Genomic DNA, 21,287 nt, shown 5'->3' with positions numbered 1-21,287 from the left:
CGGCCGGCCCGACCACGCCGCTGACCGCTCGGTCAGCGAATGCTGGAATACTGGCCGAGGCGACTGGACGTCATCGCCATCCACCCGCTTCCCGGGAGCACCGTGCATTTTCTGTCTGAGTTCAGCCTGCGCAACCGCCCGCTGATTGCACTTGTCACCATCGTCGTGGCCTTCTTCGGCTTCATTGCGCTCAACTCGCTGAAGCAGGAGCTGATCCCGTCGGTGAACTTCCCGCAGGTGGTGGTGGTCACGGCGTACCCGGGCGCCGCGCCGGAGGTCGTCAACGAAGACGTGTCCACCCCGATCGAGACCGCGATCCAGGGCGTCACCGGGCTGGAATCCACCAGCGCCACCTCGAGTACCAACGTGTCGATGATCTCCGCGAGCTTCGAGTACGGCACCGACCTGGTCACCGCCGAGCAGAAGGTGCAGCTGGCGATCAACCGGCTTCAGTCGCAGCTGCCGCCGGATGTCGAGCCGCAGGTGATCACCGGGTCGCTCGACGACCTGCCGGTGGTGCAGGTCGCGGTCACCAGCGACCTCGACCAGCGGGCGCTGTCGGCCGCCCTGAACGGGTCGGCCATCGCCGACATCCAGGCGCTGGACAACGTGCGCGAGGCCAGCCTGTTGGGGGATGTCGGGCAGCGAATCACCATTACTCCGGATGTCGCGGCGCTGGCGACATCCGGACTGTCCACCCAGTCCATCAGCGACGCGCTCGACGCCAACGGGCTGCTGCTGCCGGCCGGCTCGATCACCGAGGGTGACACGACGCTGACCGTGCAGGCCGGGGCGCGTATCGCGACCGTCGACGAGATCGCCGCCCTGCCGCTGCTCGGCGGCAGCGAGGCGGCGAGCATCGGAGATGTCGCCACCGTGCAGGTGACCGACAACCCGACCACCGGCATCTCCCGGGTCAACGGGGAACCGGCGCTGACCATCGCCGTGACCAAGATGCCGGATGGCAACACCGTCGACGTCTCGCACGCCGTGCAGGACCTGATCCCGGCGCTGCAGGAGTCACTCGGCAACAACACCGTGTTCACCGTGGTGTTCGACCAGGCGCCGTTCATCGAGCAGTCGATCGAGGCGCTGGCGACCGAAGGCGTGCTCGGCCTGATCTTCGCCGTGATCATCATCCTGGTCTTCCTGATGTCGATCCGCTCCACCCTTGTCACCGCGATCTCGATCCCGGCGTCGGTGCTGATCACCTTCATCGGCATGCAGGCGGCCGGCTACACGCTGAACATCATCACGCTCGGCGCGCTGACGATCGCGATCGGGCGGGTAGTGGATGACTCGATCGTGGTGATCGAGAACATCAAACGGCACCTCGGACTCGGCGAGAACCGGCTGCTGGCCATCCGCACCGCTGTGAAGGAAGTGGCCACCGCGATCACCGCGTCGACGGTCACCACGGTGGCGGTGTTCCTGCCGCTCGCGCTCGTGGGGGACATCACCGGGGAGCTGTTCCGCCCATTCGCGCTGACCGTGACCATCGCGCTCGCCGCATCGCTGTTCGTGGCTCTGACGATCGTGCCGGTGCTGGCGTACTGGTTCCTGGGCAAGAAGGCCGACCGTGCGGCCGCCGCGCCGACCGCGTCGACTCCGCTGGTGGCCACGACGGAGTCGATCCCGTTGGTCCATTCGCTGGTTGAGGAGCGCCCGACGGAGTCGGCCGCGTCTCGAAACCCCGACCTCGACCTCGAGCCCGCGCTCACGCGAATCCCCGCCCCCGAGCCCGCCCTCGAGCCCGCGCTGGCCGCCACCACCCGCGACCACACCCTCGGAGCCGCGCAAGCGCCGACATCCACTCGCCGTGCCCAACGTGCCGGCTCCACCGCGCACATCGACGAGCTCGACAGCCCCACCCGGCTGCAGAAGTCCTACCTGCCGATCATCCACTGGACCCTGAAGCGCCCCGTAGTCACTCTGCTCGCCGCCGTGCTGGTGCTCGGCGGAACTGTCGCCCTGGTGCCGAGCATGAAGACCAACTTCATCGGCGACAGCGGCCAGAACACTCTGTCCGTCAGCCAGACCCTGCCGCTCGGCGCGAGCCTTCAGGCGATGGATTCCGCGGCCGGAACGGTCGAGACCGAGCTGCTCGACATCCCCGGCATCGACACCGTGCAGGTGTCGATCGGCTCCAGCGGCAGCACCCTGCAATCCGCGTTCGGCGGTGGCGGCGACGTCACCTACTCGATCACCACCGACCCGGATGCCGACCAGGAAGCTTTGCAGACCAGCGTGCGCGACCGGCTCGACGCCCTGGACAGCGTCGGCGAGCTGCAGGTGTCGGCGGCCGGGTCCGGGTTCGCCTCCTCGTCGATCGACATCGACATCAAGGCCAACGGGCAGGCCGACCTGATGGCGGCATCCGAAGCGCTGCTCGACGGCGTGAGCGACCTCGACGTGGTCGCGGCCGCCACCAGCAACCTCTCCGAGACCCAGCCGTACATCGCGGTGACCGTCGACCGGGCCGCGGCGGCCGAGGCAGGGCTGAGCGAGATCGCCGTCGGTGGCATGGTGTCGCAGGCCATGCAGCCGACCACCGTGGGCTCCGCGGTGATCGACGAGAAGACGCTGTCGATCTACATCGCGAACGACGGCGCGCCGACCACCGTCGACGAGCTGCGCAACTTCGCCATCCCGTCGCCGACCGGCCTGCTGCCGCTTGGCGAGCTGGCCACGGTGGAGCAGGTCGACGGTCCCGCCTCGATCACCACCATCCGCGGGGTGCGGGCGGCGACCGTGTCGATCACGCCGAACTCGGATGATGTCGGTTCCGCGTCGGCCGTGATTCAGGATGCCGTGGACCAGACCGAGCTGCCCGCGGGCGCCTCCGCGGAACTCGCCGGCGTCACCGCCCAGCAGGGCGATGCGTTCCAGCAGCTCAGCATCGCGCTGCTGGTGGCGATCCTGATCGTGTACATCGTGATGGTGGCCACGTTCCGCAGCCTGCGGCAGCCGCTGCTGCTGCTGGTGTCGGTGCCGTTCGCGGCCACCGGTGCGATCCTGCTGCAGATCGCGTCGGGGGTGCCGCTGGGTGTGCCGTCGCTGATCGGGGTGCTGATGCTGATCGGCATCGTGGTGACCAACGCGATCGTGCTCATCGACCTGGTGAACCAGTATCGGGTCCGCGGGCTCAGCGTCGGGGAGGCCGTGCTGCACGGGGCATCCCGGCGTCTGCGTCCGATCCTGATGACCGCGCTCGCCACAATCTTCGCGCTCGTGCCGATGGCGCTGGGCATCACCGGGCACGGCGGCTTCATCTCGCAGCCGCTCGCGATCGTGGTGATCGGCGGGCTGATCTCCTCAACGCTGCTCACCCTGGTGGTGCTGCCCGCGCTGTACTACCTGGTGGAGGGCGCGACCGAGCGGCGGACGGCCCGGCGCGCGGCGAAGGCTGCCGCGTAGCGCGCTTGCGGGCGTGCGGTTGGTTGCGCCTGCGAGCGTGAGGTCTGGCGTTTAGCCCTTCCGGTGGCGTGGGAACGACCAATTGCCAGACCTCAGCGAGCGAGCGGGCAAGGGCGCGCGCGAGCGTGTAAGCGTGTGAGGTCTGGCGTTTAGTGGTTCCGGCGCCCGGGGAAGGACCAATTGCCAGACTTCAGGGCCAGCCTCAGCCGAGCACTTCGCGCAGGTAGGTGAGCGCCGCGCCGGCGAGCGGTGACAGGATCTTGGCGTCCGAGGCGGGAACCGATACCCAGTCCTTGTATGGGCGGTGGGTTCCCGATGGATCCCACAGCGCGCTCCCCGGCAGGGCGAGCGCGGCGCTGTGCGCGGCGGATCCAGCGCCCAGCTTGAGCGCGATCCGGTCGTCTTTGAGGCACACGAAGGCCTTCTTGCGCAACGTGATGGCGCGCGACCCGAACATCGTTCCCGCCTCGGCCCCGGCGGGCTCAAGCTCGCTGACTAGCTGATCGAACACGGTTTCCGCGGACATGGGCCTGATGGTACGCCGTCTGCACGGGGTTTTGGCAAGAGGTTTGTTGCAGCGGGGCCCGTGCACGCGTCTGGGATCGCAGACTGCTGATGATTCCGGATGCCTGTGGCCGCGGCATCCGCATTGCTAACGTCGATGCCGTGACCGCTGCAGCGTTGCCGCACGACCCGCTCTGGCCCCGCGCGGGCGACTGGCCCGCGCCCGACGCAGGTGACGGCCCGATCGACCTGGCCCTGGTCGGGGTGCCGACCTGGCGCACGTCGCTCTCGCCCACAGGGGCGCACGGTACGCCGGCCGCGATTCGGGAAGCACTCCCCCGCTACACCACGGCGCTGATGCCCGACCGGTCTGTGTTCCGCCGGCCGCAGCGGGAGATGACGATCGCCGACTTCGGCGACGTCACCGACCCGGACGGCGCCGAGGGTGAGGCCCGCACACGCAGCCTGGTGGCCGAAGCTGCCCGCCGGGCTCGGCTGACCGTCGCGCTGGGCGGTGACAACTCGCTTACGGTCCCGGTGGCGCTCGCCGCGTGGGGCAACGCGCTCGATACGGCCGGCCTGGTCACCCTCGACGCCCACTACGACCTGCGCGATGGCGTGAGCAACGGCTCCCCGGTGCGGCGACTGATCGAGGCAGGACTTTCCGGGCGCCGCGTGGTGCAGATCGGCATCGCCGACTTTGCCAACTCCCGCGAGTACGCGTCCCGCGCCGCCCATTACGGCATCACGGTGGTGCACCGCGACGAGCTGCACCACGAGCGGATCACCGACGTGATGGCCGAGGCGCTCGAGATCGCCGGTGCGGCGGGTGGTCCGGTGCACGTGGACCTCGACCTCGACGTCTGCGACCGCGCGGTGGTGCCCGGCTGCCCGGGGTCGCTGCCCGGTGGTATCAGCGCGTGGGAGCTGCGCCGGGCGGCGCGGGCGGCGGGGGCCGACCCGCAGGTGCGCTCGGTCGATCTCGCCGAAGTGGATGTCGCGGCCGATGCCCCCGACGGGCGCACGGTGCGGCTGGCGGCGCTGTGCGTGCTCGAGGTGGCGGCGGGGCTCGCGACCCGCCCGTGACTGGTGCGACGAGAACCGGACGGGCGGACTTCGCGCGCTCGGGAGGACACAATCCGGCAAAAGTGGCCGTCCGAGCGGCCTTTTACCTCCCGAGCGTGTGCTGCCCGAGCGGGCGTGTGCTGCGTCCCCGGCGTGCGGGCTTACGGCAGCGGCTGGCGCACCAGCTCGCCGTCCTTCCAGACCCGCCGCATGAGCGGCACGCCTGGCCGGTAGGCGAGGTAGTTGTAGCTCGGCGCCGCCAGCTGCACGAGATCGGCGCGGGCGCCGACACGGAGGCTTCCGACATCCGTTCTCCGCAACGCCGCCGCACCTCCCGCGGTGGCCGACCACACCGCTTCCGCCGCGGTCATCCCCATCTCGCGCACCGCGAGCGCGATGCAGAACGGCATCGACGACGTGAAACTCGACCCCGGATTGCAGTCCGAGGCCAGCGCCACGGTGACGCCCGCGTCGAGCAGCCGCCGCGCATCGGGGTACGGCTGCCGGGTCGAGAACTCCACCCCAGGCAGCAGGGTGGCCACCGTGTCCGACTCGGCCAGCGCCGCCACGTCGTCGTCGCTGAGGAATGTGCAGTGATCAACGGATGCCGCGGACAGCTCCACCGCGAGCCGCACCCCGTCGCCCGGACCCAGCTGGTTCGCGTGCACCCGCGCCAGCAGCCCGGCCGCGATACCGGCGGTGAGCACCCGCCGCGCCTGTTCCACCGAGAAGGCCCCGGTCTCGCAGAACACGTCGATCCAGCGGGCGTGCGGTGCGCACGCGGCGAGCATCGGGCCGGTGACCAGGTCGACGTAGGCGTCGGCGCGTCCGCGGTACTCGGCCGGCACCACGTGCGCGCCGAGGAAGGTGACCTCCTCGGTGACCTCCGCGGCCAGGCGCACCAGCCGCTCCTCGTCGGGCACCGACAGCCCGTAGCCGCTCTTCACCTCCACGGTGGTGGTGCCCTGGGCGAGCAGTTCGTCGATGAATCCGCGCAACCGGACGCGCAGCGCGGCATCCGTCGCCTGCCGGGTCGCCTCAACGGTGGACCGGATGCCGCCGGCCTCATACCCCCGACCGGCCATCCGCGCCTCGAACTCGACCGACCGGTCGCCGCCGAACACCAGGTGGGTGTGGCTGTCGACGAAGCCGGGGATGACGCAGTCGCCGCCCGCGCTGAGCACCTGCGGTGGCGCGGCGGCGCTGCCGGTCGCGGACACTCCGGCAGCGGGGGCCGAAGCGCCGCCGACAGCGTCGCTGCCCGCGGCCGACCCGACCCACGCCACGCGTCCGTCCTCGATCAGGATCGCGGCATCCCGCAGCTCGCCCAACGGTCCGGCACCGAGCGTGGGGTCGTTCGTCACCAGCAGCCCGATGTCGGTGATCATCGTCGCGGTCACCGGAGCACCCCCGACGTTCTCCGCGTCCGCGACCCGCGCGCCCACGCTCACTCCGCCATCGGCACGCGAAGGCCGCGCTCGCGCGCCACCTCCACGGCGCGGTCATAGCCGGCGTCGACATGCCGCATCACCCCGGTGCCGGGGTCGTTCAGCAGCACCCGAGCGATCTTCTCGGCGGCCAGCGCGGTGCCGTCGGCCACCACCACCTGCCCGGCGTGGATCGACCGGCCGATGCCGACGCCTCCGCCGTGGTGGATCGACACCCAAGTCGCGCCCGACGCGGTGTTCAGCAGCGCGTTCAGCAGCGGCCAGTCGGCGATCGCGTCGGAGCCGTCGGCCATCGCCTCGGTCTCCCGGTATGGCGACGCGACCGAGCCGGCGTCGAGGTGGTCGCGGCCGATCACGATGGGCGCCGAGAGCTCGCCGGAGGCCACCAGCTCGTTGAATCGCAGCCCGGCCAGGTGCCGCTGCCCGTAGCCGAGCCAGCAGATCCGGGCCGGCAGCCCCTCGAACTGCACCTTCTCGGCGGCCTGACTGATCCAGCGGCGCAGGTGCGCGTCATCCGGAAACAGCTCCAGAATCGCCCGGTCGGTCACTGCGATGTCGGCCGGATCCCCGGACAGCGCCACCCAGCGGAACGGCCCCTTGCCCTCGCAGAACTGCGGCCGGATGTAGGCGGGCACGAAGCCCGGAAATTCGAACGCCCGCTCATACCCGCCGAGCTGGGCCTCGGCGCGGATCGAGTTGCCGTAATCGAACACCTCGGCGCCGGCATCCTGAAATCCGACCATCGCCGCCACCTGCCGGGCGATCGAGGCGCGGGCCTTCTCGGTGAATCCAGCGGGGTCGGATGTCGCCAGCTCCTGCCACTCGGACACCGACACCCCCTCGGGCAGGTAGGACAGCGGGTCGTGGGCGCTGGTCTGGTCGGTGACCACATCGATCGGCACCCCACGGGCGAGCAGCTCGGTGAACACCGTGGCGGCATTACCGACCACGCCCACCGATAGCGCCGCCCGGGCGTTCTTCGCCTCGAGGGCGCGGTCGATGGCGTCGTCCAGCGAGTCGGCGATCACGTCGAGGTAGCCGTGCTCGACTCTCCGCCGCAGCCGCTGCTCGTCCACATCGACGATCAGCACCGCGCCGCCGTTCATGGTTACCGCGAGCGGTTGCGCGCCGCCCATCCCGCCGCAGCCGCCGGTGAGGGTGAGCGTTCCGGCCAGGCTGGCGGATGCCTCGTCCCCGCCCCGGCGCCCGGCGAGCGAGCGGGCGACCGCGCCGAAGGTCTCGTAGGTGCCCTGCAGGATGCCCTGGGTGCCGATGTAGATCCAGGAGCCGGCCGTCATCTGCCCGTACATGGTGAGGCCGAGCTGCTCGAGCCGGCGGAACTCCGGCCAGGTGGCCCAGTCGCCGACCAGGTTCGAGTTGGCGATCAACACCCGCGGCGCCCACTCGTGGGTGCGGAACACCCCCACCGGCTTACCCGACTGCACCAGCAGCGTCTCGTCGGCCTCGAGCGACTCGAGGGTGCGCACGATGGCATCGAACGCCTCCCAGCTGCGGGCGGCCTTGCCCGTGCCGCCGTAGACGACGAGGTCGGCCGGGCGCTCCGCGACATCCGGATCGAGGTTGTTCATCAGCATCCGCAGCGGGGCCTCGGTCTGCCAGCTGCGGGCGGTCAGGGCGCTGCCGCGCGCGGCCCGCACAACGCGGGCGGTGGCGGGGGACTCGATAGTCATGGTGCGATTCCAGTGCACCGGATGCCGCGGAACAACGCCGTCCGCAGCGCACCTGTCTGGGATGTCAGACGTGGACCGCGGTGGGTCGGCAGACTTGCACGACTATCAGGATCGGAATGCGCTCCAGTAACAAGAAGAGTTACGATGTACGTGACGTACTTCGTGTACGTAACGGAGGAATCACATCATGTCACTCGTAGCCGATTACGGCTCATACACCGAGACACGCACTCATCTGAAGGATGTGCTCGACGCCACCGCACAAGGGCGCACCGTCACCGTTCGTCGAGACGACCAGGTGACGGCGGTAATGCCTGCCGAGAAGTTGCGTCAGTTCTTCTTCCACGCCGTCTCTCCGCACGTCGAGATATTCAAGGAGAACGGCGCCGTAGTTGCGCTGATGAAGAACCGCCCGTTCGTCGCAGAAGGTGCGGACGTTGAGGATGCTCTCGCAGACCTCATCCTCTCTCTCCGGGAGTATGCGGAGGACTGGGAAGACCGGCTGCAGCACGCCCCTAACCACGCCTCCGCATGGGCACTCGTGCAGCTCGTGAAGCTGTCCACGGACGAGCAACTCCTGGAATGGTTCGACCGCGGCGGTGAATAAGAGACCGCCTGCGCCAACCAGGGACCACCACGACCAGTTCTGCGAAAACGAAAACTGGACTCTCGTCCGTGGGGCCACAGGGCGCCCAGTCCAACATCACCGTACGTATGAGCTCACGCTCTGGGACGGCCGGATCCTGCGTACACGCATCTCCCAGCCGATTGACAAAACGACCTATGGACCGCAGATGTGGTCACAGATCCTTCGCGAGCAGCTCCAGGTCACTGCAGAGGTGTTCTGGGGTTGTGTGCTTGACGGGCAGCTGCCGGACCGAGGTCGACCCGAGCAGCGCGAGGAGAAGAAGGCGGTCCCGCTTCACCTCTATCGAGCGCTGAAACAGTTCGGAGTGGCCGAAGACGCCATTCTCGAACTCGACGCAGCTGGCGCCGCGGAGCTTCTCTCCAGCCATTACGCCTCCGGCAAGCTCCCCAACGATCAGTAAGCCGCGATTCCGGCTGGTGTCTCGACGGTGGCTGGGTCGGCAGGGTTAGGGGCAGGGACCGGGTCGACCGTGACCGCGACGCCACGGGCGGCGAGGAACTGCAGCGGGTCGATCCGGCTGCCGTCCAGGCGCACCTCGAAGTGCAGGTGGCATCCGGTCGAGGATCCGGTGGTGCCGACGACGCCGATCGGCTGGCCGGCGACCACGACCTGTCCGAGCGTGACGGCGACGCCATCCGATGGCAGGTGCGCGTAGCCGGTCTCGACGCCCGAGCCGTGGTCGAGCTTCACCCAGTAGCCGTAGCCGCCGAGGGCTCCCACCTCGACGACGGTGCCGGACGTGGCAGCGTAGATCGGCGTGCCGCAGGCGGCCGCGACATCCAGTCCGTAGTGGAAGTCGCCGGAGCTCGGTAGCGGCTTGTCGGGGCGGGCGCCGTAACCGCCTGAGATGGTTCCGGATGTCGGGAGCGCCCAGCCCACGTCGCTGAGCTGCCCGTGGTCGACCGGCAGCACGATCTGGGTGCCGGAGCTCGCCAGCGAGGCGACCTGCAGTTGTTGCAGAGTGTCTTCCGCGGTGACCAGGGTGGTCGACGCGGTCGTCACGACCGCCTGCAACTCGTCAACGAGCGTGGTCACACCGACCTGGGCGGCGCGATCGGCCTGCGCGCGCAGCTGCACTGCGCGGTCGTTGAATCGCACGGCAATCGCGGTGATCGCCTCGGTGTCCGCGATGAGCGACTTGATCCGCTCCACCGAACCCAGGGCGCCCAGCAGCGTCTCGGTGGTGGCGTGGCCGAGCACCGCGTCGACATCGCTGAATGACGGACTCGGATGCAGCCGCTGCCGCAGCACCACGATCAGCAGCCGCTTCACCGCGGTGCTCAGCGCTTCGGCGTCATCCGCCTGCTGTCGCAGCTGCACGGCGTTCTGTTCGGCGAGTGCCGCGTGGGACCGGGCGGACTCGTACGCGGCCACGGCGATTGTGTAGGCATCCCGGGCCTCGTTGACGCGGGCCGCGGCGGCGCTGACCGCAGCCGCGGCGGCCGCCATCGCCTGCGCGTTGCGAGTGGTGAGCGGAGTCACGTGGGAGCTGAAGTCGCGCGGCACCGGCCGGGCGACCGGCGGCGGGGTGCTCGGGCCTGGGTCGGGCGGGAGCACCGGCGCCGCGGTCGGGGGCTCCGGGCTGGGGGTGGGAGTGGCTATGGGTTCGGGGCTGGGTGTCGGGGTCGGGGAGGGCTCGGGGGTGGGCTCCGGGGTCGGCTCTGGCGTGGGTTCGGAGGTGGGGTCCGGGGTCGGCCACTCGGTCTCGTCGTCATCGCCCGGCTCGTGGTCGTGACCTGGGTAGTCAGAGTCGTGATCGTAATCCGAGTCGTGGTCGTGGTCGTGGTGGTGGCGGGGGTAGTCGGAGTCGTGATCGTGGTCATGACCGGGGTAATCGGAATCGTGGTCGTAATCATGACCGGGGTAATCGGAGTCGTTATCCGAGTCGTGGTTGTGGCCGGAGGAGTCGGAGTCGTGGTCTGGACCGGCTGGAGGAGGAGTGGACGGTGGCGGAGGCGAGTCCGGGGCGATGGATGGCGGCGCGGGGACGGGCGTTTGCGGAGCAGGCTCCTGCTCCTGTGGGGCAGGCGCAGGCGCAGGAGCTGGCGCGGGCGCCGGTGCTGCGGGTGGTTCAGGTGCAGGAGCGGGTGCAATGGGTGGAACGGACGCCGCCGGTGGATCAGGTACGGGGGCCGGTGCTGCAGGTGGCTCAGGAGCTGGAGCAGGGGCAGGCGCTGGAGCCGGCTCCGGTGCGGGCGCAGGTGCCGGTTCAGGCTCGGTCGCCGGCGGCGCTCCCTCGGCGGGCGGCGGGTCAGCCGGCGACGGGTCTGTCGGCACCGGAACGGCCGGAACCGGGTCGACGGGAACGGTATCGGCGGCCGCGGGACTCATCCCGGTGAAGAACATCGCGACGACCGTCACGGAGACCGCGAGCACGCCTGCTCCCCGTGGGCGGGAGTTCCGTTCACGGGGCCAGCTGAGGTTGGGGGACGGTGTTCTCACTGCGGATCCATTTCGGGCAATGGATTACCCGACGGCGGGGAGCCAGTTCGGCCAGCGTAGGCTCGCCCGCCAAGCAGTGCAAGAGCTGTGCAGAAGCACTGCGGGCATAGGTGAGATCTATGTGGTGGGCACCGGCGGCTGAGGTCCGTATTAGTGGAGTTTGCCGGTGACGGAGGCCGCGGCATCCGTCAGTCGTCCTTCCCTCACCAGGGCGCTGATGGCCTCGATCTCGGGGGAGAGGAAGCGGTCGGGGCCCGGCCCGGCGGAGACCTCGCGGATGGCCGAGCGCACCGCGCCGGTCGCGGCGCCCGGCTGCAGGGGTGCGCGCAGGTCGAGGGCGCGCGAGGCGGTCATCAGCTCCACCGCGAGCACCCGGGTGAGCCCGTCGATGGCGCGGCGCAGCTTGCGGGCGGCGGCCCAGCCCATCGACACGTGGTCCTCCTGCATCGCCGACGAGGGGATCGAGTCGACCGACGCGGGCACGGCCAGCCGCTTCAGCTCGGAGACGATGCCCGCGGCCGTGTACTGCGCGATCATCAGCCCGGAATCCACGCCCACCTCGTGCGCGAGGAACGGAGGCAGCCCCTGGTTGCGGCCCTGGTCGAGCAGCCGGTCGGTTCGGCGTTCGCTCATGCTCGCGACGTCCACCACGGCGATCGCCAGAAAGTCGAGCACGTAGCCGAGCGGGGCGCCGTGGAAGTTGCCGTTCGACTCCACCCGGCCGTCGACGGTGAGCACCGGGTTGTCGATGGCGCTGCCCAATTCCCGGGAGGCGACGGATGCCGCGTGCTCCACGGTGTCGCGCGCGGCGCCGTGCACCTGCGGGGCGCAGCGCAGCGAATAGGCGTCCTGCACCCGGGTGCACTCCGGACCCTTGTGGCTCGCGACAATCGGCGAACCGCTGAGCAGCGCGCGCAGGTTGGCGGCGCTCGCCGCCTGCCCCGGGTGCGGCCGCAGGGCCTGCAGGTCGGCGGCGAACACGGCTTCGGTGCCCAGTAGCGCCTCGACGCTCATCGCGGCGGCGACGTCGGCCGTGCTCAGCAGCGATCGCAGGTCGGCGAGGGCCAGCACCAGCATGCCGAGCATGCCGTCGGTGCCGTTGATCAGCGCGAGGCCCTCCTTCTCGCGCAGGCGCAGCGGGGTGATCCCGGCGGTGGACAGAGCGGATGCCGCGTCCATCAGCTGGCCCGAATCGCCCGTCGAAACCCGCACCTCGCCCTCGCCCATCGCCACGAGCGCGCAGTGGGCCAGCGGGGCAAGGTCGCCGGAACAGCCGAGCGACCCGTACTCGCGCACCACCGGAGTGATGCCGGCGTTGAGGATCGCCGCGTAGGTCTCGGCCGTCTCGCGGCGCACCCCGGTGCGGCCGGTCATCAGGGTGGACAGGCGCAGCAGCATCAGGGCGCGCACCACCTCCCGCTCGACCTCGGTGCCGCTTCCCGCCGCGTGCGACCGGATCAGGCTCGCCTGCAGTTGCGCGCGCCGATCCTCGGCGATGAACGTCGTGGCCAGCGCGCCGAACCCGGTGGAGATGCCGTAGTGAGGTTCCGGGTCCGCGGCGAGACCCTCGACAATCCGGCGGCTCGCCGCCACCCCATCCAGGGCGGCGTCGTCCAAGCGCACGGCCGCGTCGTGCCGGGCGACCGCCACGACCTCGTCGAAGCTCAGCGCGGCCGCACCGACCAGCACGGTCGATGCACCGACGGAAGGCCTGGAAGACACGGAAGGCAGACTGCTCATGCTCACATTGCACAGCCCCCGCGGCATCCGCCCAACAGGTCTACGCTGGCAGCTGTCTGGGATCACAGATCTGCCGAACCGGAGGAGACCGGATGTCGCAGCCGCCGCAAGTGCCCGCCGCCGACGCGACACTGCGCATCCTCAGCCACCTGGCGAGCCAGCGCGGACCGGTGCCCGCCTCGACCATCGCCACCGCCCTTCACCTGCCCCGCTCCACGGTCTATCACCTGCTGGCGACACTGCAGCAGCGCGGGTTCGTGGTGCACCTGCCCGAGGAGCGCCGCTACGGTTTGGGCGTCGCCGCCTTCGAGCTCAGCTCCGGCTTCGCCCGGCAGCAGCCGCTGTCGCATCTCGGACGTCCGCTGATCGCGCAGCTCGTCGACCGCACCGGCGAGAGCGCCCACCTCGGCGTGCTGCACGGCCGCGACGTGCTCTACCTCGTCGAGGAACGCGCCCCGAGGCGACCGTCGCTGGTCACCGACGTGGGCGTGCGGCTGCCCAGCCACCTCACCGCGAGCGGGCGGGCTATGCTCGCCGCGCTGCCCAAGGCGCAGGTGCGGGCCTTGTATCCGGATGCCGCGGCGTTCGTCACCCGCAACGGCACCGGCCCACGCACCCTATCGGCGCTGCGCACTCTGCTCGACCGCACGACGCAGGCCGGCTACGCCATGGAGGACGGCGAGGTCACCGACGGCCTCGGCTCGGTGGCGGCGGTGGTGCGCGATCACACCGGCTGGCCGGCTGCGGCGATCGCGACCACGTTCCCCACCGCGACGACCCCCGAACACCGCTGGCCGGAGCTGGCCGTCGAGGTGCAGCGCACCGCGGCGGAACTCACCCGGCGGATCCGCGGCATCCCACGCTGAGCGTGTGGCGAACAACGTCCACGTACACAGCGCGTGGGTCCCTACGCGGCTGGCTCTTCCTCGGTCAGCGCCACCACCGGCGCTTCCACGACCGGCGGCTCCACCGCCGCCCCGAGCCCCGCCCGGAAGAACTCGACAACCCGCCCCGACATCGTCTCATCGAGCAGCTCGAGCGAGTGCAGCGCGCCCTCGACGGTGACGTACTCGACGGGCACTCCCGCCTTCCGCAGTGCGGAGACGAACATCGCCGCCTGCTCCACCGGGATCATCTCGGCCAGCGCATGCCCCACGAAGAACGGCGGGTCGGTCTCGTCCGCCTGGAATACCGGGGATGCAGCCTTCGCTGCGTCGCACGTCGAATACTCCGCGCAGCCGAGGTACTCCAGCTGAACCGGTGCGAACGCCTCGGTCACGTGCCGTCCGGTCAAATCCATCGGACCACTCAGCGCCGCGACCGCAGCCACCCTTGACCCGGCGCCGACCGACCCGGAGCCCGAAACACCGAGCAGCGCCGCCAGGTTGCCGCCCGCCGAGCCGCCGAACGCGCCGATCCGCTGCGGGTCTACGCCAAATCGTGACGCAACCGAGTCTGAGCGAACCCAGCGCACCGCCGCCTGCACGTCATCGACCGCCGCCGGGAACACCACCGCCGGAACCAGCCGGTAGTTCAGTGAAAACGTCACGAACCCCTCCGACGCCAACCACCGGCAAACCGCCCGCCAGGCCACATCGCCCTTGTCGCCGCGCGCCCACGAGCCGCCATGGATCGACACAATCGCCGGACTGGCTTCGGATGTCGCCGACCCCGGCAGGCACACGTCAAGCAGCAGCGCCGAGCCGTCGTCCGCGGTGCCGTAGCGCAGATCCTCAAGCACCTCGACATCCGGGTCCGCGCTCAGCAGCGGGAAGATCGCGGGAGCTGCAGCAGCGGCAGCGACACCGGCACTAGCAACACCACCGGCCGGCGCACCAGCTGCACCCGCACCACCGCCCGGCGCGCAGCCGACAATGAGCACCGTGACCGCGATCGCGATCAGTGCCCCCAGCGCGGTCCGCCGAATCCCCAACATCGTGCGCGCAACACTAGTCCGATTTATACCCTCGCGGTCACATGCCCCGCGGCATCCTTCGGCAGCAGCAACGCGCTGACCACGCAGACCAGCGTGAGCGCCGCGAGCAGCAGGAACGCCAGGCGGAAAGGGCTCAGCAGATCGTCGGCTGACACCGAGGCATCCCCGAGCCGCAGGCTGGTCGCGGCGATCGCGATTCCCAGCCCGGACGCCAGCTGCGCGAGAGTGGCCGACAGCGTGTTCGCCGAGCCGAGCTGCTCCGCATCGAGGTCGGCGAACTGCAGCGTGTTGTACGCGGTGAAGCCCACCGAGCGGAACGCGCCACTGACCAGCGCCAGCACCGCGATCGCGGCGGTGGGCGTGTCTGATCCGAGCAGCGCGAACAGCACCAGGCACAGGATCGTGCCGACTAGCGAGCCGAGCAGCACCGCGCGAAACCCGAACCGCCGGAGCAGCGGCGTGGTGGTCGGCTTGATGCCAACGTTGCCCACGAACAGGGCGCCGACCACGAACCCCGACTCCAGCGGGGTCCAGCCGAAGGCGTCCTGGAACAGCAGCGGCAGCAGGAACGGCACCGCGTTCACCACCAACCGAAAGACGAACCCGCCCGAGTTCGTCACCCGAAAAGTGGGAATGCCGAAGACCCGCAGATTGAGCAGCGGATGTCGCGTGCCGAGCATCCACCAGACCGCCCCGCCCCCGATCAGCAGCGCCGCTATGCCGCTGAACAGCGTGATCAGCATCGCGTCACCCGCGGCGACCAGCTCGACTGCCAAGAGCAGGGCGAGCACCGCGGCGCTGGTGAGCAGCAGGCCGAGCCAGTCCAGCGTGCGCCTCTCGGTGGCGCGGTCCTGCACCATGATCAGCGCCGCCACGAATGCGGCCACGCCGATCGGCACGTTGAGGATGAAGATCCAGTGCCAGGTGCTGACCGTCACGATCAGCCCGCCGAGAACCGGGGCGAGAACCGGTGCGAGCAGCGCCGGCCAGGTGATCAGCGCGATCGAGCGCAGCAGCTCGGTCTTGGCGGCGCCGCGCAGCACGATCAGCCGGCCGACCGGTGCCATCATGCCGCCGGCGAAGCCCTGCAGCACCGCCCGAACACCAGCATCTCGAGGCCCGGGCTCAGCGCGCAGAGCAGCGACGCCAGCGTGAACAGGGCGATCGAGCTGATGAACACGAACCGGGCGCCGATCCGGGATGCGAGCCACCCGCCGAAGGGGATCGTGCAGGCCACCGCGAGCAGGTAAGCGGTCATGGTGATGTTCACATCGGCCGAGCTGACGCCGAAGTCTGCCGCGATTTGCGGGGCGGCCGTGACGAGGATCGTGCCGTCGAGCTGCTCCATGAACAGGGTGGCCGCCACGAGCAGCGGCACGCCTGCCCGCCAACCTGAGCGCTGCGACATCCGACCCCCTTCACGCGTCTGACCAGCTCGGGAATCCAAGACGTCCCCACAGAACTTATCCGCGACCTGTCCGCGTGATTCCGCAGTAAGTGCCCATGTCGCGCGCCAGCATGGGCACTAATTGCAGAATCACGGATGTCGCGGACGCTCATCCGCCGCGAGGGAGGATGCGGCCCCCACCACAAAGCTGGCTTAAGCGTGCGGCATCCGGTAACGTAGTTCAGTCGGCTCAAGACAGCGCAGGTGTCCTGCGTGTGGGTTTGTAAGTCTTGCGGGCCGGTTTCACAGCACTTCCGCTAGTGAATAGTCACTTCAATGTGAACGGCCCCGGCCAAAGGCTGCCCGGGTTACTTTTTCATGTTTTTGAATAACCCCGGAAAGAACTATGCCTCCCTTCAAGAAGGCGGCGCCGTCGCGCGCCCCGAAGACCGGACCCAAGTCCGGCAGCAAATCCCCCAAGCACCGCGGTTACAAGCCCGAGGCTGACGCTCCCGCCAAGAAGGAGCGTTGGAACAGCGATGAGCGCGCCGCCCGCGGCCGCAGCACCGAACGCCCCCGTGGCGCTGGCGCGAGCGACGAGCGTCGCCCCGACTGGACTCCCCGCGACAAGCAGGGCCAGGGAAGCCGCTTCGGCGACCGCACCCAGCAGCGCCCCGAGCGCGGCGGATACGGCGACCGCAACCAGCGTCCGTCCTACGGCGACCGCACCGAGCGCCCCGTGTACAACGACCGCAACCGCACGGAGCGTCCGTCCTACGGTGACCGCCCGCAGCGTGATGACCGCGCGCCCCGCCGCGATTTCGGCGACCGCAATGAGCGTCCGCAGCGCAGCACCTCCGAGCGTCCGGCGTACAACGACCGTAACCGGACCGAGCGCCCCGCGTACAACGACCGCAACCGCACGGAGCGTCCGTCCTACGGTGACCGCCCGCAGCGTGATGACCGCGCGCCCCGTCGCGACTTCGGCGACCGCAACGAGCGCCCGCAGCGCAGCAACACGGAGCGTCCGGCGTACAACGACCGCAACCGCACCGAGCGTCCCGCCTATGGCGACCGCCCGCAGCGCACCGAGCGTCCCGCTTACGGTGACCGCCCGCAGCGCGATGACCGCGCCCCCCGTCGTGACTTCGGCACCGACCGTCCGCAGCGCACCGAGCGCACCGAGCGCCCCGCCTACGGTGACCGCCCGCAGCGTGACGACCGCGCCCCGCGTCGCGACTTCAGTTCCGACCGCCCCCAGCGCACCGAGCGTCCGTCCTACGGCGACCGCGACAACCGCGCACCCCGGCGCGACTTCAACGGCAGTGACCGCAACGACCGCAGCAGCGCCCCGCGCCGCGAGTCGAGCTACTACCCGTCCAAGGACGCCACCCGGTTCACCCCGCAGGATGACGTGGTGCTCGAGAAGCTCGAAGCCGTGATGACCACCGCTGACGAGATCGTGAACGTGTCGTTCGAAGACCTCGGCATCGGTGGCAACATCCAGCGTGCGCTGGCCGAGCTCGGCGCGGCCACCCCGTTCCCGATCCAGGCCGCCACTATCCCCGACGTGATCGCAGGCAAGGACGTGCTCGGCCGTGGCCGCACCGGCTCCGGCAAGACCATCGCGTTCGGCGCTCCGCTCGTGGAGAAGCTGATGGAGAACGGCGGAGGCAAGGCGCGCCAGATGGGCCGCAAGCCCCGCGCGCTGATCCTCGCCCCCACCCGTGAGCTGGCCCTGCAGATCGACCGCACCGTGCAGCCGATCGCCCGCAGCGTCGGCCTGTTCACCACCCAGATCTACGGTGGTGTCCCCCAGCAGCGCCAGGTGGGCGCGCTGCAGCGCGGCGTCGACATCATCGTCGGCACCCCCGGACGCATCGAAGACCTCATCGAGCAGGGCCGCCTCGACCTCAGCGAGGTCGTCGTCACCGTGCTCGACGAGGCCGACCACATGTGCGACCTCGGCTTCCTCGAGCCGGTGCAGCGCATCATCCGCAGCACCGCGCCGAAGGGCCAGAAGCTGCTGTTCAGCGCCACCCTCGACAAGGGCGTGGCGATGCTGGTCAACGAGTTCCTCACCGACCCGGCCGTGCACGAGGTCGCCGGTGAAGACCAGGCCTCCAGCACCATCGACCACCGCGTGCTGCTGATCGACCACAAGGAAAAGGGTCGGATCATCGAGCAGCTCGCCTGGGGCCCCGGCAAGAAGCTGATCTTCGCCCGCACCCGTGCGTTCGCCGAGCAGCTCGCCGACCAGCTCGAGGACGCCGGCATCCCGGCAACCAGCCTGCACGGCGACCTGAACCAGGCGCGCCGCACCCGCAACCTGCAGCAGCTGACCAGCGGCCGCGTCAACGTGCTGGTGGCAACGGATGTCGCAGCCCGCGGCATCCACGTCGATGACATCACTCTGGTGATCCAGGCCGACGCTCCCGACGAGTTCAAGTCCTACCTGCACCGCGCCGGCCGCACCGGCCGCGCCGGCAAGCAGGGCACCGTGGTGACGCTGATCGGCCGCAACCGTCAGCGCCGCATGGATGAACTGCTCGAGCGCGCCGAGATCAAGGCCGAGTACGTCGAGGTGCGTCCGGGCGACGCGTTGCTCGACGAGCTGGCCAACGCCGGCTCGGAGACCGCCGGCTCCGACGACACCGAGCTGGTCGCGTAAAGCACCCTCCGCTTGACAGGCGCTCATCCCTCCAGGGGTGAGCGCCTTCGTCGTCCTACCCGAGCTTCTCCGGATTCACCACCAGCGCGATCTCCGCCACCCGGCCATCCACGACACCGAGATCGATCACGCCCGTCACCGCACCGCCGGCCCGCATCACGATCCCGCTGCGCCCGTTCACCAGCTCGATCGCCGCGGACACGCCAGCACCGTACTTCGACATCAGGCCCAGCAGGTACCGGGCCACCGCGTCGGCGCCCACCAGCGTGCGGCGGGCCGCATGCACGTGCTCGCCGCCGTCGGCGCGTGATACCACGTCGGGATCCAGCACTGCCACCAGATTCCGGATGTCGCCACCCAGGCACGCGGCCGCGAACGCCTGCACCACGCGGTCCCGCTCCGGCCCCGGCACCTCGAACCGGCGACCGGCCCGCACGTGCCGCCGCGCGGTAGAGGCCAGCTGCCGGCAGGCGTCGGGGGAGCGGCCGACGATGTCGGCGATCTCCGCGAACGGCAGTCCGAACACGTCGTGCAGAATCAGGCTGACCCGCTCCCCGGGCGTCAGCTGCTCCATCGCCACCAGCAGCGCCAGCGACACCGACTCGTCCAGGCTGACCGAGTCTTCGGGATCGACGAACCGACTCTGCGGCAGGTCGGTAATTCCCGCCGGGCCGAGCACCGGCTCGGGCAGCCAGATCCCGGTGTAGCTCTCCCGGCGCGCCCGGGCCGAGCCCAGCACGTCGAGCGAGATCCGGCTCACCACGGTGGTCAACCAGGCCACCGGTTCGCGAATCTCCGCCTGCTGCTCGGCGCTCAGTTCCTGCCAGCGGGCCAGCCCCTCCTGCACCGCATCCTCGGCATCGTGCGACGACCCGAGCAGCCGGTAGCTCACGCCGAACAGTTGACGGTACTCGGCACTGCCGGGGGTGAACACGGTCATCGCGGCACCCCAGCCGACGAAGACGAAGAAGAAGACGCAGGCAGCGCAACCGAAGCCACCACCCGCCGCGGCCCGCGAGGTGCCCAGTACGAGCCGGGCTTGCTGCGCTCCTTCAGCGGACCACTCACCGTCATCCGCACAATGGCCTCCTTGATACGGGCCGCCAGTGCACCGCCGACAGCCAGCCGCAACGGGACATCATCAGCCCCCACCAGCTGCGCGTATCCGTTCTTGCGCCCGAGGCTGAGGCACTGCACCACGTAGCCGATCGAGATCGGCTTGGGCTCCTGCCCGCGCAGTTGCGCGAGCACGGTCTCGGCCGCCGCGCCGCCGAGCGGCAGGGCGCTCGCGCAGCTCATCCGCAGGTGCGCTCCGACCGAATCGGGTACCCGCACCGCATCGCCCGCGCCCACGATCGAGGGGTGGTCGACACTGCGCAGGCTCTCGTCCACGAGCAGCCGCCCAGCCGAGTCGGTGGCAAGTCCGCTGTCATCGGCCAGCCGAGGCACGTCGAACGACGCCGCCCAGATGCACACGTCGAACGGAACGGTCGCGCCATCGGTCAAGACCACGACATCCGTCTGTACCTGCTGCACCCGCGACCCCTCCTGGATTCGCACGCCCAGCCGACCAAGCGTGCGCCGGATGTCGCGCTGCGCCGTCGCCCGCATCGCAGGCAGCAGCTGGCCGGCCGGCAGCAGGGTCACCGCAGCATCCGGGTGCCGCCCCGCGATCTCGGAGGCCGCTTCGACGCCGGTCGCGCCGCCCCCGACCACGACGATCCGCTGCCCAGCCGAACCGGCCGCAATCGCCGCCTGCGCGCGGCTGGCGGATTCCGGATCGGCGAGCGGGTGGCTGTGCTCCGCGACGCCGGGCGTGGACAGCGCCGCCGTGCTGCCCACCGTGTAGATCAGCGAGTCATAGCGCAGCACCCGAGCCCGAGCCCGAGCCCGGCCGCCATCGGTACCATCCGTGTCAGCCACCGCGACCGCCACCGTCACCTGCTGCCCCACCGGCTCGATGCTCGTCACCGATCCGGCCACCACGTCGATGTCGTCGTGCAGCATTTCCCGCAGCGGCCGTGCAGCCGAGGCGAGGGTGCCGGCGGCCACCTGGTGCAGCCGCACGCGTTCCACGAACTGCCCGGCGGGGCTGATCACGGTGATGCGAACCCGGGCGGCCTCCGCGGTAGTGAGCGAAGACCGCAGCCGGTTCGCGGCCATGATGCCGGCGTACCCGCCTCCGATCACGAGAACGGTGTGGTCTGATGCGCTGGATGACGGCACTGGTTTTCCTTCCGGTGGGAGCTTCTTCTGCCCCTACGACGAAATAGCCGTGCCGAATGTGAGGCTCACCTCATCATGGCGGACATAACCCGATGGTTGGATCGTGGATTG

The 21,287-nt window shown here is 70.0% G+C and carries 16 protein-coding genes and 1 pseudogene; 7 read left to right on the top strand and 10 right to left on the bottom strand.

Annotated features, from left to right (window positions below; translation table 11 throughout):
* The first annotated feature begins 102 nt into the window (after positions 1-102).
* Positions 103-3,417: an efflux RND transporter permease subunit gene (locus tag HCT51_RS17015; RefSeq protein WP_166880459.1), complete on the top strand. Its 3,315-nt coding sequence runs from the start codon at positions 103-105 to the stop codon at positions 3,415-3,417.
* Between the two features lie 202 nt (positions 3,418-3,619).
* Here HCT51_RS17015 and HCT51_RS17010 read toward each other — a convergent pair whose 3' ends face one another.
* Positions 3,620-3,943, bottom strand: a complete 324-nt coding sequence (locus HCT51_RS17010; RefSeq protein ID WP_191413667.1) for a hypothetical protein — start codon at positions 3,941-3,943, stop codon at positions 3,620-3,622.
* Between the two features lie 140 nt (positions 3,944-4,083).
* Between HCT51_RS17010 and HCT51_RS17005 the strand changes: the two genes are divergently transcribed.
* Entirely contained in the window at positions 4,084-5,007 is a 924-nt protein-coding gene (locus HCT51_RS17005; protein ID WP_224760561.1) for an arginase family protein, read from the top strand.
* 140 nt (positions 5,008-5,147) lie between these two features.
* Here HCT51_RS17005 and hutI read toward each other — a convergent pair whose 3' ends face one another.
* Positions 5,148-6,386, bottom strand: a complete 1,239-nt coding sequence (gene hutI / locus HCT51_RS17000; RefSeq protein ID WP_166880457.1) for an imidazolonepropionase — start codon at positions 6,384-6,386, stop codon at positions 5,148-5,150.
* A gap of 47 nt (positions 6,387-6,433) precedes the next feature.
* Positions 6,434-8,125: a urocanate hydratase gene (hutU, locus tag HCT51_RS16995; protein WP_166880292.1), complete on the bottom strand. Its 1,692-nt coding sequence runs from the start codon at positions 8,123-8,125 to the stop codon at positions 6,434-6,436.
* A gap of 187 nt (positions 8,126-8,312) precedes the next feature.
* Here hutU and HCT51_RS16990 point away from each other — a divergent pair, with 187 nt between their 5' ends.
* Together HCT51_RS16990 and HCT51_RS16985 are read left to right on the top strand one after the other, a co-directional pair.
* A complete protein-coding gene (locus HCT51_RS16990; protein ID WP_166880290.1) occupies positions 8,313-8,732 on the top strand; it encodes a prevent-host-death protein in 420 nt (139 codons plus the stop codon).
* Positions 8,733-8,919: 187 nt separating this feature from the next.
* Positions 8,920-9,174 carry a hypothetical protein gene (locus tag HCT51_RS16985; RefSeq protein ID WP_166880288.1) on the top strand — a complete coding sequence of 85 codons (255 nt, stop codon included), beginning with the start codon at positions 8,920-8,922 and terminating at the stop codon, positions 9,172-9,174.
* On the opposite strand, the gene HCT51_RS16980 is transcribed toward HCT51_RS16985, so the two are convergent.
* Positions 9,168-10,256, bottom strand: coding sequence for a M23 family metallopeptidase (locus HCT51_RS16980; protein WP_166880286.1), 1,089 nt, complete (start codon positions 10,254-10,256; stop codon positions 9,168-9,170). The two genes, HCT51_RS16985 and HCT51_RS16980, sit on opposite strands and share 7 nt — an antisense overlap.
* Before the next feature lie 464 nt (positions 10,257-10,720).
* On the opposite strand from HCT51_RS16980, the gene HCT51_RS16975 reads away from it, so the two are divergent.
* Positions 10,721-11,113 carry a hypothetical protein gene (locus tag HCT51_RS16975; RefSeq protein WP_166880284.1) on the top strand — a complete coding sequence of 131 codons (393 nt, stop codon included), beginning with the start codon at positions 10,721-10,723 and terminating at the stop codon, positions 11,111-11,113.
* Positions 11,114-11,366: 253 nt separating this feature from the next.
* On the opposite strand, the gene hutH is transcribed toward HCT51_RS16975, so the two are convergent.
* Positions 11,367-12,956 (bottom strand): histidine ammonia-lyase, encoded by a 1,590-nt coding sequence (hutH, locus tag HCT51_RS16970; protein ID WP_166880282.1) that lies wholly within the window; start codon positions 12,954-12,956, stop codon positions 11,367-11,369.
* Positions 12,957-13,048: 92 nt separating this feature from the next.
* On the opposite strand from hutH, the gene HCT51_RS16965 reads away from it, so the two are divergent.
* Positions 13,049-13,822, top strand: a complete 774-nt coding sequence (locus HCT51_RS16965; RefSeq protein ID WP_166880280.1) for an IclR family transcriptional regulator — start codon at positions 13,049-13,051, stop codon at positions 13,820-13,822.
* Between the two features lie 41 nt (positions 13,823-13,863).
* On the opposite strand, the gene HCT51_RS16960 is transcribed toward HCT51_RS16965, so the two are convergent.
* The 3 genes and pseudogenes from HCT51_RS16960 to HCT51_RS19050 all read right to left on the bottom strand — a co-directional run.
* On the bottom strand, positions 13,864-14,892 hold the full coding sequence (locus HCT51_RS16960; RefSeq protein WP_166880278.1) for an alpha/beta hydrolase: 1,029 nt from the start codon (positions 14,890-14,892) through the stop codon (positions 13,864-13,866).
* Positions 14,893-14,915: 23 nt separating this feature from the next.
* A complete protein-coding gene (locus tag HCT51_RS19055; RefSeq protein ID WP_370626970.1) occupies positions 14,916-15,572 on the bottom strand; it encodes an MFS transporter in 657 nt (218 codons plus the stop codon).
* 9 nt (positions 15,573-15,581) lie between these two features.
* Positions 15,582-16,240: pseudogene (locus HCT51_RS19050) on the bottom strand (MFS transporter); the annotation flags it as partial.
* Positions 16,241-16,685: 445 nt separating this feature from the next.
* Here HCT51_RS19050 and HCT51_RS16950 point away from each other — a divergent pair.
* The gene (locus HCT51_RS16950; RefSeq protein WP_166880276.1) at positions 16,686-18,950 is read left to right on the top strand and encodes a DEAD/DEAH box helicase; all 2,265 of its coding nucleotides are present in this window, start codon (positions 16,686-16,688) and stop codon (positions 18,948-18,950) included.
* A 55-nt stretch (positions 18,951-19,005) separates the two neighbouring features.
* On the opposite strand, the gene sigJ is transcribed toward HCT51_RS16950, so the two are convergent.
* Positions 19,006-19,890, bottom strand: a complete 885-nt coding sequence (sigJ, locus tag HCT51_RS16945; protein WP_166880274.1) for an RNA polymerase sigma factor SigJ — start codon at positions 19,888-19,890, stop codon at positions 19,006-19,008.
* A complete protein-coding gene (locus HCT51_RS16940) occupies positions 19,887-21,176 on the bottom strand; it encodes an NAD(P)/FAD-dependent oxidoreductase (RefSeq protein WP_166880272.1) in 1,290 nt (429 codons plus the stop codon). The genes sigJ and HCT51_RS16940 overlap by 4 nt, the downstream gene beginning before the upstream one ends.
* Positions 21,177-21,287: the final 111 nt, after the last annotated feature.

This window comes from Salinibacterium sp. ZJ450 (assembly GCF_011751885.2).
Classification (GTDB): domain Bacteria; phylum Actinomycetota; class Actinomycetes; order Actinomycetales; family Microbacteriaceae; genus Ruicaihuangia.
This window is presented reverse-complemented; position numbering and strand designations above follow the sequence as displayed.